The following is a 13,210-nucleotide window of genomic DNA, read 5'->3' as shown; positions in this document are numbered from 1 at the left end:
AGATGACCGAAGCCCTGGCTCGAGGTCTCGGGGAGCAGGATTCCCGCGCATTCCTGAAGCTGCAACTTGAGAGGGCCGGCGTACAAATCGCCGTCGATCCCAATCGCCTTCAGAACGCCATCAAGGCAGCGAAGTCTTGAGTGTGCAACTAGGCGACACCATAAATGTGTTCGGCGAATCCTCGGTTTCCACGATGATTCCCCTAACAAGAAAGGTAGTTTGGAGACACTAAATGAGATTATTTCGAATTTTCGCGGTACTTCTCTTTGCGGTTTGCAGTTCGACTCGGGCGGAGACGTACCCATCGCGACCCATCAGAATTCTTGTTCCTTTTGGTGCCGGGAGCTCGGGCGATATCCTTGCGCGAGCGTTAGCCCGCGGAATAACTGAGGTGTCCGGAGCCACCGCGGTGGTCGAGAATAAGCCGGGAGCGGAAGCGGTCATAGGTGTGCTGGCGGCGAAGAAGTCACCCGCCGACGGGTACACAATCCTGCTGGGGAACAGTTCGAGCCAGGTTCTGAACATGTACATGTTGCCGCAGCTTCCCTATGACCCCGTTGCAGACTTCGTCCCCCTTGTCGGTGTCGCCAAGTTTTCGCTCGTTCTGAATGCAGGGCCATCTACGACGTTCAAGTCAGTCCGGGACGTAATTAATGCAGCCCGCAGCGCCCCGGGGAAATACACTTACGGCAGCGCCACCACTTCGACACGGCTGGCAATGGAGATGTTGGAGAGCCTGGCCGGCATTAAGCTCCTCGCAGTGCCATACAAGAGCATGGCAGAGGCCACCACCGCGTTGGCCTCGGGACAGGTGGACTTCCTCATGAACGACGCAGCAACCGGTGCGCCTCAATACAAGAGTGGCCGACTTCGTCCGCTTGGCACCACCGGGCTCACGCGTATGTATGCCCTTCCTAATGTCCCTACGCTTCGTGAGCAAGGTGTGGCGAACTACGAGCTAACGGGCTGGCATGCCACGTACTTCCCAGCGAACACGCCACCGGCAATTGCCGCAACGATGCGAGATATCCTCCGCAAGGCTACCAAGACCAAGTATGTTTCCGACGCGCTGGCTTTGGCTTCCTTTGAGCCGCTGGATTTATCTGGGGACCAACTGACCTCAATGCTGCGGGCGGATTCTGAAAAGTGGGGAAAGCTGGTGCGTGCCTCTGGCGCGGCATCGAAGTAGGCTGCTAAGGATGGCGACGACGGCCGCCTCGCTTTAAAGAGAGTTGCGCCGTAGGTCCGACAATATAGCGGCGCGAGGTGTTTCTCGTTAGGAAGGAAATTACAATGATGGACTCGAAAGGCAACAAGTTCTCGCACGTAAAGGCTCAAGAGAACGAATTCATTGAAGGCGGATTGCGCGACTTCTTCACCTATCGTGATTTGGGCATCGCAGATGCCACAAGCGGAAAGGTCATCGCTCACCTTGTACGTGCCAACCGCGCTCCCGAGGTCGGCACGGGTTGGCACGTGCATGGAGCAGATTTTCACATCGTATACATGCTGAAAGGTTGGGCGAAGTTCATGTATGAGGACACGGAGACGTTGGTGGCTGCCGGGGATTGTGTGCACCAACGGCCCGGCATGCGTCATTTCCTCTTCGATTACTCGGCCGATATGGAATACCTCGAGGTCGTCGGGCCGGCGGAGTTTACAAGCATCGACGTGAACGGACCGTGCGAGGTTCCGGAGCCAGGTAAGTGGTAGGCGAGAGACAGCCACGGCTATCTATAGATAGTTAAGCTCGGCTGAACGACATAGAAGCTAGCCGCGTCTTCCTGTTACCGATCCGCTGCCGGTCCTGCGTGGCTGAGTGCCAGGCATGTCTTTCGCATGTGACCCATACCACCGTGGCGCCAGTGATGCGCTTGGTGCCGGCCACTGACGAACCGGTGGCGGGGCTGGCACGCTATCGCCGCGCCCACGGCACAGCCCAGGCCGGTGGACGCGACCGGCCTGGGCTGTGCCGGCCCGGGATACTCTCACATTCCATAAGGCATCCCCTCCCCCGCCACCGTCGTTCGCGGTGCCGTTCTGCTCCCACTGTGAACCGACAAGATCCGCGTTCGCAACGCGAGAAATAGCCGATTTCAGCGCGGATCCCCCCGCCCACCCGCGCCAAGTTGCGCTGCGAAGAGGTCACGCAGCATGCAGCCGCGCAGTTCATGCCCGTCGATGGGAGGGGCCTAGCGCTCATGCTGGATGCCCTGCCATCTTGCTACGGAAGCGTATGCGGCATCTAATGGATTTTGAGGAAAGCGATGGGATGGTGGAGGCAACATGCGCTGCACAAACTGCGGGTTCGAGAACCTCGCGCAGGCCAGCTTCTGCGAGCAGTGCGGGGCCAGGCTCGCACGGATCTGCCCGCGTTGCGGCGAGGAGTCCAGCGCTGCCGCAAAGTTCTGCAGCGCATGTGGCTCGTCCCTGAACGGCGCCCCGTCAGCGTCGCTTCCAGCACCTAAGTCCGCCGCTTCGGCCCCTGTTCACTACACGCCACCCCATCTGGCCGAGCGTATCCTTGCGGAGCGGGCAGCCATGGAAGCCCGGGGAGGCACGGACGGCGAACGCAAGACCATCACGGCTTTGTTCGCCGATATGGCTGGCTCGACGGCATTGATCCAGGACCTGGATCCCGAGGAGGCGCGTCACTTGATCGACCCCGTCGTGACGCTGATGATGGAGGCCGTGCATCACTATGAAGGCTACGTCGCCAAGTTCCTGGGCGACGGCATCCTCGCTCTGTTTGGCGCCCCCATTGCCCACGAGGACCATGCTGTACGGGCATTATTTGCTGCGTTACGCATGCAGGAAGCGATGCGTCGTCACAGTGACCGAGTGCGTCTGGACCAGGGCATACCGCTTCAGATCCGCGTCGGCATTCACACTGGCGAGGTGTTGGTGCGCTCGATCCGCAAGGACGACCTGCATACGGACTACGATCCCGTGGGACACACGATCCACATCGCCTCGCGCATGGAAGGTATTGCCACGCCGGCGTCTATCCTCGTCAGCGAATCTACCCATAGGCTCACCGAGGGGTATTTCGAGTTCAAGGCCTTGGGAATGACCCACGTAAGAGGCGTCCGGGACCCGCTTGCTGTGTATGAGGTGCTAGGCCTCGGGGCATTGCGCACGCGCTTGCAAGTGGCGGCGCACCGCGGCCTGGCGCGCTTTGTGGGACGCCAGGCCGAACTGGAACAATTGGACAACGCCCTAGATCTGGCCAAGGCGGGGCATGGGCAGGTCGTCGGTGTGGTGGGCGAGGCCGGGGTGGGAAAATCCCGGCTATTCCACGAATTCAAGGCACGATCACAGCAAGGCTGCCTGGTGCTCGAGACCTTCTCGGTTTCCCACGGCAAGGCCTTCGCCTATTTTCCGCTAATCGAGTTGCTGAGGAATTATTTTCAAATCACCACGGAGGACAACGACCGAAGCTGCCGCGAGAAGGTTACCGGCAGGCTACTCACCTTGGAGCGAGCGCTGGAAGACTATTTGCCCTACTTGCTCTACCTGCTCGGCTCGTTCGAGCCCGGCTCAGGTCTGCCGACCATGGACGCTGCTATCCGGCGCCAGCGCACGTTCGAAGCGATTGCGCGTCTGCTGGTCCGCGAAAGCCTCAATCAGCCTCTCGAACTCCTGTTCGAAGACCTGCAATGGCTGGACAGCGAAACCGAGGCCTTCCTCAATATCCTCATCGACTATGTGCCGGGTGCGAAGATCGTCCTGCTTGTCAATTACCGTCCAGAGTACTCCCATAACTGGGGCCCCAGAAGCCATTACGTCCAACTGCATCTGGAGCCCCTGGGACCGACCGAAGCGCAGGGACTGCTCACGGCGCTGCTCGGCGATGATCGCGCTCTCGCGCCCCTGAGGCGGCTCATCCTGGACAAGACCGAAGGCAATCCATTCTTCATGGAGGAAGTGGTCCAGACCATGGTAGAGGAGCACGCCCTCGTTGGCCGGCCTGGGTGCTACCGCATCGAAAAGGCGCCAACCTCACTGCATATCCCCACGACCGTCCAGGGCGTGCTCGCCGCCCGCATCGATCGGCTCCCTCTCGTCGAGAAGGAACTGTTGCAAAGCCTGGCCGTGATTGGCAGGGAGTTTCCTTTGAGCCTCATCCAGCACGTCACTGCGTTGGCTGATGACAAGCTTCGCCCTCTTCTGGCCAACCTGCAGGCAGGCGATTTCATCTACGAGCGCCCCGCGTTTCCCGAAGTGGAGTACGCTTTCAAGCACGCGCTTACGCAGGAAGTCGCTGGCAACTCATTGCTTACCGAGCGGCGCAGCGCGCTGCACGAGCGCACTGGCGAGGCCATCGAGGCCCTGTTCCAGAGTCGGTTAAAGGACTACTGCAGCGAACTCGCGCACCATTACAGCCTCAGCGGCAACATCCCCAAGGCCGTCAAGTACCTACACTGTGCCGGCCAGCAGGCGCTCCAGCGCACTGCCCAGGTCGAGGCGATCCGTCACCTGAGCACCGCCGTTGAACTGCTCAAGCGGCTGCCCAACACTCCCGAGCGCACCCACGAGGAACTTACACTGCTCCTTTCCCTGGGCCCGGCTTGGATGGCCACTCAAGGTCCGGGGGCACCCCAAGTTGAGGCGATCTACACGCGCGCGCTGGCATTGTGCGAACAAGGTGAGGAAACCCCACAGTTCTTCGCGGCGCAGTTAGGACTTTGGTCGTTCTACAATCTGCGTGCGCAGTACCGGACCACCCTAGCCCTGGCGAAGCGGCTGCTTGGCATCGCCCGCAACACACAAGATCCGAAACAGCTCGCAGAGGCCCATCGTGTACTTGGGTCTACCGTCTTCCGCAGGGGCGAATTCGGTGTGGCCCGTACCAACATGGAGCATGTGCTGGTGCTACAAGACCGCGATGATCCATCCGGCGCAGTTCTGGGTTATGCGCGGAACCCGGCGGTCCATGCGCTGAACTCCTTAAGCTGGATTCTTTGGTGTATCGGCTTACCAGACCAGGCCTGCGCGCGCAGCCAGGAGGCCCTGGCGCTGGCCAGGAGGATATTAGATCCCATTAGCATTGCTCAAAGCCTGGCCTTTATGGCTGCATTACATCAATGTCGGCGTGAAGCTCAACTAACCCAGAGATACGCTGAGGCCACCATTGCCCTTTCGAGTGAACAGGGGTTCCCGTTCTATCTGGCATGGGGAACGATCCTGCAAGGTTGGGCGATGGTCGAGCAGGGAATCAATGGAGAGGGGATCGCCAAAATACGCGGTGGCCTTACTGCCTATGAGGCAACAGGCGCGGCACTGGGAATGCCCAGCCTACTGTCCCTGCTCGCCGAAGCCTGTGGAAGAACTGGGCAAGCTCCGGCGGGAATACGCGCGCTGTCCGAGGCGCTAGGTCTTGCGGAATACACCGGAGAACGGTTCGACGAAGCGACCTTGTATCGGCTCAAAGGGGAACTGCTACTCCAACAATCAAGTGAGGCCCCCCAAGCGTTGACCGGACACGAAGAAGCTGAAGCGTGCTTTCACAAAGCGATCACAACCGCTCGCCAACAAGGGGCAAAATCCCTCGAGCTGCGAGCCGCACTGAGCTTGGCCCAGCTATGGCGACAACAGGGTAAGAGGGACTCCGCGCGACAAATGTTGGCGGCGATCCATAGTGCCTTTACGGAAGGCTTCGACACCGCGGATTGGCTACAGGCAAAAACCTTGCTGGATGCTCTGACCTAATTGATAACCGCCGTTATTTCATTCAGAATCTCTGAATGAAAAACTCACTCGCTTTTTCCGCCTTTTTGTCAAATAGCGTATCGAGGCGCGAGTTCAATACCCAGACGTCCTTTCCCGACACCGTAGCTGAAGTCGGAAACGTACTGACGCTCTGCTCCGTCTTGACAACTTTCGCAGATATCCAACCGTCTTCCGAAGCAAGGCTAATTACTCTTCCCACGCCTGAATTTACTGTGACGGCAAGGTGATTACCATCCACAAGCGTAATTCCGTCTGCACCCATCAGGGGTTCCGTAAACTTTACTTGCTCGACCTTACTGGGATCGTCAATGCTGATTTTAAAAATCTCGCCGGTATTGTGCGTCCCGACCAGAAGATATCCATCTGGATGGCATACGATACCATTTATACCAAAGCCTTCGCCTGTTCTGAATAAATGGTTTTCGGAAAATATCGATACACTTCCTGTATTGCTGATGCGATATATCACAGCGGCGTAGCTATCCGTAATATATGCATTTCCATCGCCATCGAAAGCCACGTCATTGGCTAGATGGGCGCCTCCTTTCAACGTTGTGAGATCATAGAAACCTAGACGCTCTCCTGTCTGAGGATTGTAAGCAGCAACCGCGGAAAGCTTGTTGGTGGTAGCTGGCGAGGAATGTTCGCTAGCTCCAACATCGCCAACTACGACCCAAAGCCTATTGTGCGCATCGTCAACACGAATACCAAATGTAGAAACGAGTCGGTCATCGTTGATGAATGCGGTATATCTTCCATCCATGGTAACCGTTCCCACGGCCCCACGAAACACGGAACTAACAAAAAAAGCTGCTCAGCCTTTCTGACCAAGTTATGCTTTCCGGATAGATCATCTTGCCGGAAACGTTGATAACTTTCGTTCCGTCTGCAAAACATGTATTTGCGACAAGCGTAAGCCCAGCGATGATACAGGCTTTAAACTTCAAATACTTCATATCCTTTCTTCTTTTAGGCAACATACATCAACCGATACCTGCCAATCAGATCGGCGTCCTTGATTCTGTGCCGTCGCTGATGATCCGTGACCGCCTGAGCTGGCACGGGCGTCTGGTCTCCGATCCGGCCGGGCAACGCTGTTGACTCGGCGCTCAGGGGCTGAGTCAACAGCGCTGCCTTTTTCGGATAACGCGTACCCCGACCTTCATCCCTGGACGCCGCACCTTCGATCGCGGTGCGCTCCGCACGGGGAAGTTGATCTTAGCCTTGTTGAAGTTGTCCTCGGGACTATGCAGGTCGGTCGTTCCGGGTATCACAGCGTTCCGCGACTATTTCGTTAGCACCCCGGAGCCCCTGATTGGCGGCGACGTGCCCCCCCTTTTTATCGACAAAGCGAGCAAGCCCCCCCGGAGCCTGGCTCGCCATTTGATAGACCGCGGCATGCACATTGGCCAGTGAGCGGTATGCAACGGCTACAGCTCACCGCGACGGCATCAGCCACAAAACTGCCATAGTTATGAAGCGAGCAACATCTCCGCCACTGCGATTGGAAGCGAGACCATTGCATCATGGCCGGTGGGCAACTCGGCGTACTTCCATCCATGCTCCTTGGCGTAGAGTGCTGACGCTTCGATGTTCGGGAGTGCGGGGTGTGTGCAACGGATAAACCGCTTGGGAAGATTTCCACCTGGCGGCCCCTTCAGGACCAACGGTGTGTCATAAGGTTCAAATGGCATCGGCGTCAGGCGGCGGTCGACCGAAGCGACTTGGGCCGGGTCGGAAAGACCGAAGGCGGTGGAGGACGGAGGCGCAATCGCCTTCGTGCCGTTCACGTCGATCAATGCACTCAAGCGGGCCTGGCGAAGAGCCGGCGGCGCATCCCCGAGGATTGACACGCCGTTGGCTCCCATTGGCGCGTCCAGATACACCAGGGAACTGATGCGTTCTGGCATTCTGTCCGCCACTCCGCTGATCACAAAGCCACCGAAGCTGTGGCCAACCAGAACTATGTTGTTGAGTTCCTCCCATTCGATCACCGCCGTGATGTCGCGGATGAATGTGTTCAGATCGATCGCCGGGCTGATGAGGTGCGCGCGCTCGCCCACTCCTGAGAATGTGGGGGTAAAAACCCGGTTCCCGTGTGAACGCAGAATCTCAGCTACCGGCCCCCAACACCAACCGCCGTGGAATGCGCCATGAACGAGCACGAAGTCTCGCCCCCCTGCTGCTCTGGCTTGCTCCGCTTTCAGCGTGGCGGCCACTAAAGGAGCATTCGCGGCAGCGGTTAAAAGTGTTCTGCGATTCATTTTTTTTCCGTGGTGTTGTGTTAATCGGTGAGTGTTAAATCAAAGCAGCTGGAAGATCAAGCGAGGGAGGACGCGCACTATCTCGTTGCCAATTTCTGCATGCCTTCGAAAAATGGCACGGCTGCTCGGCATGCGGACATTCCTGCCGATCAGTCGGTCACGGTCGGAGAGTTCCTGTTTATCCCAGACGTCACTCAGTAGGCTTGCCTGGTGGCCGCGCGGTAAGGAGCAGGGCCTCACCGTTCAGTTCCTCGTTGTCTTCGCCATGAGGCTCTGACTGAGTCGAAGAAGGTGACGCCTCGATCGACTGCAGTGCAAATGAGCTGGATGCCGCCGTCTCTGTTGATAACGGGACGAAGGTCTACCCCATATAGCCGAAGCCATTGCCGAAACTTCGAGACCGCTTGACCCAAAATTCCGCCTTTGCATGATGTGCCTCCATCGAGCCTTTTGGAACGCGGTATTCGTACCGCAGCTCCTTAAGGCCTCAATGTACCGCGTGACACATTCATCGATTAGGGGGGCGATATGGTATGAGCCTATTATAATAAGTTATGAAACCTCTGACCTAGGATGCAGCATGAAGCGGGAAGACCTCGGGGACTTGATGAATCTGCTTGTGATAGCCGAGGAAGGCAGCTTCACGCGGGCGGCAACGAGACTGGGCATATCACAATCGGCCCTCAGCCAGGCAATGCGGCGCCTTGAAGGGAGGTTGGGCATTCGCCTACTGAATCGAACCACGCGAAGCGTCGCGCCAACTGAAGCGGGAGAAAGACTGATTGAAACACTGCGCCCCGCCCTCGATGAGGTGTCCGAGAAGCTTGCCGCTGTGACCTCTATGCGCGAGACAATCGGGGGCACGATCAGAATCCTCACACCGGAACGAGCGGCGCGGACAGTGTTATGGCCAACGATCAGTGCGATCGTGACGGAGTTCCCTGACATCAATATTGAACTGATCTTGTCGGGCCGTCTGACTGACATCGTTGGCGAACGTTGCGACGCCGGGGTCAGAATTGGGGAAGAACTCGTAAAGGACATGATCGCGCTTCCGATCGGCCCTATGCTCCGCATGGCGGCAGTGGCTTCACCAAGTTACTTAGAAGAACGTGGCATCCCGAAGACCCCGCACGATTTGGCATCGCATGCTTGCATCGCTTATCGGCGATCGGAGTCGAGCTTGGTCTACGCTTGGGAGTTCAGCAAGAACGGGCAAAAGGTGAAGGCGCGTCCTCATGGCCAGCTCATATTCAACGATTCTGAGTTGTTGATTGCCGCAGCTCTTAACGGACACGGCGTTGCCTTCGTGCTTGAAAGCAGCGCTGCGGCATATGTCAACGACGGCTCCCTGCTACGCGTGCTGGAAGATTGGAGTGAACCCTTCCCCGGGTTCCATCTTTACTATCCCAGCCGTAGACAGAATTCGGCTGCGTTCGCATTGTTTATCGAGCGGGTGCGATTTCGGGGGGAGAACTGGCAAACGGAATAGTCCATCTCTTGGAACGGACTCATGGTGCAGTCTCGGTGACGGTGATCATCCGTTCCGGTCCAAGGCGCCTGCAGATGGTCGCCGAAGCTAATTTTTGCACTGAGCCCGCTTTCACTTGCAATCTTGCAAAATGAAGTCCGAAGAGCGAACCGTCGCACGCCCCAAAGCCTGAGGCCCAGATCTTTCTGGAATCTGCCGACACAAAATGGAACTTCACACGTTTCTTTTACTGGGTTCTTCCGCAACATGTGTCCAGCAGACTTTGCGCTGTGACAGCAAATTGAAGGCGGCCGGTTGACGACGGAAATTGTAAAAGCACATGCTCGCCAAGAATCAGACGCACTGCTCCGTTGGGAGCAATGCGTCCGTTGACGCAGCAATTTTTCTCACTGGTCGGCTAAGCAATACAGCCGTTGCCAACTTCGGTCGCATACTCTCACCTAATCCGACAAAACCCGAACGCTTGTGAGACGTAGAACGCGCCGGCTTACCGGTTCCTGTCGCAAGACAGGGCTGGATGGCACGACATCCAGCGATCGAGCGGATGATCAGCGCGGCAGAAGCAAGTTCCTCTATTAGACCGATGCCTGAGCGCTGCGCGGTCGGCTTTGCTCCCGAACGCGGCCTGCTGGTAGCAGCGTGTAGTGCGGTGCACCTGCCATTATGGCAACCAAACTGATGACTGCAATAAGCATCATGTAGCCAATGAAGAGCCAAAGCGCACCGCCCTGGGAAGCGATGAGGAGCGTGGCAACGATCGGCAACGGACCAGCAAAGATTGCACCCGATGCCTGGTACGCTGCGGACAAGCCCGTGTACCGAACAGAGGTTGGAAACATCTCCGCAAAAAGAGAGGCTTGCGATGCGAACGTTGCCGAGTGACCAACGCCGAGTAGGACAGCATACCCCATCACAATCCAAACATAGGACTTCGACTGAACGGCCACGAAGAAGGGAAAAGCGGAAAAGACTAGAAAAACCAACCCACCAACGAACACCTTCCGCCGTCCAATACGATCCGCCAGCATACCAAAGAGAGGAAGTGTACAAATTTCGACAGCCGCACCCACGCAGACCGCTCCCAGCATTTCCGCCTGACTGATTCCAAGTGTCTTCACCGAATAGGACACCATGAAGACTGCGCACATCCAGAAGAACGTGTTGGGAGCCGCTTGGGCAAGCATGACTGAGATCAGTTGCCTGGGATAGTCTCGAATGACCGTCAGAAGTGGCTGTCTCTCGGTCGTGCCCTCCTCCACTGCTTTGACGAAATCTGGCGATTCCGCCATTCGCCCGCGAATGTATATTCCTACTCCCAGCATGACTGCGCTGAGCAGGAAGGGAACACGCCATCCCCACCCCATCAGCGCACTCTGATCTAGACGGGTTATGAGAAAGAACGTCCCGTTGCCGAGAAGAAGGCCTAACATAGAGCCAACCTGAGGCAAGCTTCCATAGAGGCCGCGTTTCGATTCTTCCGCATGTTCGACAACGGTTACTACGGCACCACCATACTCGGCACCCACGGACAGCCCTTGTACGACGCGCAAGATCACCAATAAGACCGCCCCGGTGGCACCGGCAGTTTCGTATGTGGGGAGAAGCCCAATCATCATGGTAGCTGCCCCCATGATAATGAAGCTCCATAGCAGGGTTGTCTTCCGACCGATTCTGTCGCCGAGATGCCCAGCGACGATGCCTCCGATCGGACGCGCCAGCCAGGCAGTGGCAAAGGTCATGAATCCGAGAATCGTTCCGGTCGTTGGATCGAAGGTTGGAAAAAACAGCTTGTTCAGGAAGAGCGCGGAAATGACGCCGAAGATGAAGAAGTCATACCACTCGATGGTCGCACCGATGAGAGTGGACGAAACCACCACCCGCCTCTGCCGCTTGTCTGAGGGACGCACATGAATAGCCATATCGGTGTCTCCAACTGACTTGTTTGACTTGCAATCTTTTACTCTTGCTTGAGTTTATAAGGACAGCCCCCCGGACAACAATCGCACCCGCCTGAGAAGGTCCTTGCCGGAAAACGGCAACTACCGCACAAGTACGATGCTGATCACACGATCCAACCTCCGGGCTCTCGTCTCAGGCGGAGCTGCAAGGCATGGCGAATGTGCGTTCAGCTCGCCGCGGTAATGGAACTCCAAGGGATGACGTCAAGCTGGCGCGAACGAGGATGCCGGTTCATTGGCGGATCGCCTGGCGCGACGGCCGCAGTTCCGTCAGCACCCACAGGGCATGGATGTCGCGGCTGGCTAGAGCGTGATAAGCAGCATCAGCCCGACCACTGCCCGTAGCCCCGGAGAAGGTTCCACCTGCGGTAGGTCGGATACGCACGCGACTGGGCACACTCGCGCGATGCGCAGTGTCAGTTGCGAACGGCTGTCTGTGATGTTGGCGCCTGTGAGGCCCTGCCGCGGAGCGCAGATCCCAACCGACTTCTATGTTTCCTGCGGCCTGATTGCGACCGGCTGCCGTGAAGTAGATGCTTCCTTTGCGTAAGGTTGCTACGATCCTGTCGATGTGTCGATTCTGCCTCCTTGGCCGACCGTCACTGCAGCAATTCGGGCAGCAACGCGATGACCCTTCTTCTGGCATTCATCGCTTTGATGAGCCGTATTGACAATGGAAACCAAGCCAGGTTGGTGGACCGCGAGATGGCAATATTCATGACCGGTGCGGCAATACAGGTCAATCAATCGCAGTCCGCCGTATGTCATGCACCTGCCTCAGTCCACCCTCACCTTCAGTTCTCGCATTAGCGTACCGCTAACGCGCCTGTCCTTCTCCAGGAACTTGTCGAAGTCCTGCACGCTGCCGCCGACTGGATCATAACCCTGCGCCAGCATCCATTCCTTAACTGATTCGTCATTGAGCACGGCACGGAACTCCTGATTCAATTTTTCGATCACCGGCATCGGCGTGCCTGCCGGGGCAAACAAGCCCATCCAGTACTCCATCGTAGCGTCCGGGTAGCCCGCCTCACTCAGAGTCGGCACCGTGGGCAAAGTTGGCCAGCGCTTCGGCCCAGTAATCGCCAGAGGAATCACCTTACCGGAGCTGATAAAGGGCTGCGCTGCTACTACAGAGCTTAGTGACAACTGCACCACGCCGCCGACGGTATCGGCCATGGCAGGGGCGGCACCCTTATAAGGGACGTGAACCAGGTTGATACTAGCGCTCCGGAGAAACATCTCGACGAACACGTGGTTGGGAGCGCCAACTCCGGAGCTTCCATAGGAGAGCTTACCGGGGTTCGCCTTGGCATATTCGACCATCTCGCGCAGCGTCTTGAACGGCTGGCTGGCGCTCGCAACGAGGAGGCCTGGGCCTCTGAGTACGCGCACGATCGACACGAAGTCCTTGGGCTCGTAGCCTGCCCGCGTGTAGATCAACGGGTTTACGTTATGCTCGTTGCCGCGAATGATAATGGTGCAGCCGTCATGCGGTGCCTTGGCCACGTATGCAGCAGCAATGTTGCCGCTGGCGCCCGCCTTATTCAACACCACGATCGGATGCCCGAAACGCTCGGTGACCCGCTGCGCCAAAATGCGCGCTACGGCATCAAACCCTCCCCCCGCGGCCAACCCCACTAGCAACCGCATCGGGCCGGAACATTCCTGCGCCCATGCGGGCGACCGGCATAGCAACAGCAGGCATGCCAAGAGAAAGACGCGGATCATAGACAGTCTCCTTTCAAGTAAATGCACCTGGT

Annotated in this window: 8 protein-coding genes; 4 read left to right on the top strand and 4 right to left on the bottom strand. The window is 57.6% G+C overall.

Annotated elements, in window-relative coordinates:
• The first annotated feature begins 232 nt into the window (after positions 1-232).
• From AC3FKH_RS33285 to AC3FKH_RS33275, 3 genes are all read left to right on the top strand, one after another.
• Positions 233-1,189: a Bug family tripartite tricarboxylate transporter substrate binding protein gene (locus AC3FKH_RS33285; RefSeq protein ID WP_488679868.1), complete on the top strand. Its 957-nt coding sequence runs from the start codon at positions 233-235 to the stop codon at positions 1,187-1,189.
• A gap of 107 nt (positions 1,190-1,296) precedes the next feature.
• Positions 1,297-1,713: a cupin domain-containing protein gene (locus AC3FKH_RS33280; RefSeq protein ID WP_488679873.1), complete on the top strand. Its 417-nt coding sequence runs from the start codon at positions 1,297-1,299 to the stop codon at positions 1,711-1,713.
• 573 nt (positions 1,714-2,286) lie between these two features.
• A complete protein-coding gene (locus AC3FKH_RS33275) occupies positions 2,287-5,712 on the top strand; it encodes an adenylate/guanylate cyclase domain-containing protein (RefSeq protein WP_488679866.1) in 3,426 nt (1,141 codons plus the stop codon).
• Between the two features lie 22 nt (positions 5,713-5,734).
• Here AC3FKH_RS33275 and AC3FKH_RS33270 read toward each other — a convergent pair whose 3' ends face one another.
• On the bottom strand, positions 5,735-6,496 hold the full coding sequence (locus tag AC3FKH_RS33270; protein WP_488679864.1) for a hypothetical protein: 762 nt from the start codon (positions 6,494-6,496) through the stop codon (positions 5,735-5,737).
• A 709-nt stretch (positions 6,497-7,205) separates the two neighbouring features.
• Positions 7,206-7,997: an alpha/beta fold hydrolase gene (locus AC3FKH_RS33265; RefSeq protein ID WP_488679862.1), complete on the bottom strand. Its 792-nt coding sequence runs from the start codon at positions 7,995-7,997 to the stop codon at positions 7,206-7,208.
• Positions 7,998-8,577: 580 nt separating this feature from the next.
• Here AC3FKH_RS33265 and AC3FKH_RS33260 point away from each other — a divergent pair.
• Positions 8,578-9,489: a LysR family transcriptional regulator gene (locus AC3FKH_RS33260; RefSeq protein ID WP_488679860.1), complete on the top strand. Its 912-nt coding sequence runs from the start codon at positions 8,578-8,580 to the stop codon at positions 9,487-9,489.
• Between the two features lie 575 nt (positions 9,490-10,064).
• On the opposite strand, the gene AC3FKH_RS33255 is transcribed toward AC3FKH_RS33260, so the two are convergent.
• Positions 10,065-11,408, bottom strand: a complete 1,344-nt coding sequence (locus AC3FKH_RS33255) for an MFS transporter (protein WP_488679859.1) — start codon at positions 11,406-11,408, stop codon at positions 10,065-10,067.
• Positions 11,409-12,224: 816 nt separating this feature from the next.
• Positions 12,225-13,178, bottom strand: coding sequence for a Bug family tripartite tricarboxylate transporter substrate binding protein (locus AC3FKH_RS33250; RefSeq protein WP_488679858.1), 954 nt, complete (start codon positions 13,176-13,178; stop codon positions 12,225-12,227).
• Between the last annotated feature and the right edge of the window lie 32 nt (positions 13,179-13,210).

Source organism: Cupriavidus sp. 21MJTG02-4 (assembly GCF_057798975.1).
Note: the sequence above shows the minus strand (reverse complement) of the source record. Positions and strands in the feature narration are given on the sequence as shown.

Coding starts and splice junctions, on each gene's coding strand:
- AC3FKH_RS33285 (WP_488679868.1), top strand. CDS start 233: ATGAGATTATTTCGAATTTTCGCGGTACTTCTCTTTGCGGTTTGCAGT.
- AC3FKH_RS33280 (WP_488679873.1), top strand. CDS start 1,297: ATGGACTCGAAAGGCAACAAGTTCTCGCACGTAAAGGCTCAAGAGAAC.
- AC3FKH_RS33275 (WP_488679866.1), top strand. CDS start 2,287: ATGCGCTGCACAAACTGCGGGTTCGAGAACCTCGCGCAGGCCAGCTTC.
- AC3FKH_RS33270 (WP_488679864.1), bottom strand. CDS start 6,496: ATGGATGGAAGATATACCGCATTCATCAACGATGACCGACTCGTTTCT.
- AC3FKH_RS33265 (WP_488679862.1), bottom strand. CDS start 7,997: ATGAATCGCAGAACACTTTTAACCGCTGCCGCGAATGCTCCTTTAGTG.
- AC3FKH_RS33260 (WP_488679860.1), top strand. CDS start 8,578: ATGAAGCGGGAAGACCTCGGGGACTTGATGAATCTGCTTGTGATAGCC.
- AC3FKH_RS33255 (WP_488679859.1), bottom strand. CDS start 11,408: ATGGCTATTCATGTGCGTCCCTCAGACAAGCGGCAGAGGCGGGTGGTG.
- AC3FKH_RS33250 (WP_488679858.1), bottom strand. CDS start 13,178: ATGATCCGCGTCTTTCTCTTGGCATGCCTGCTGTTGCTATGCCGGTCG.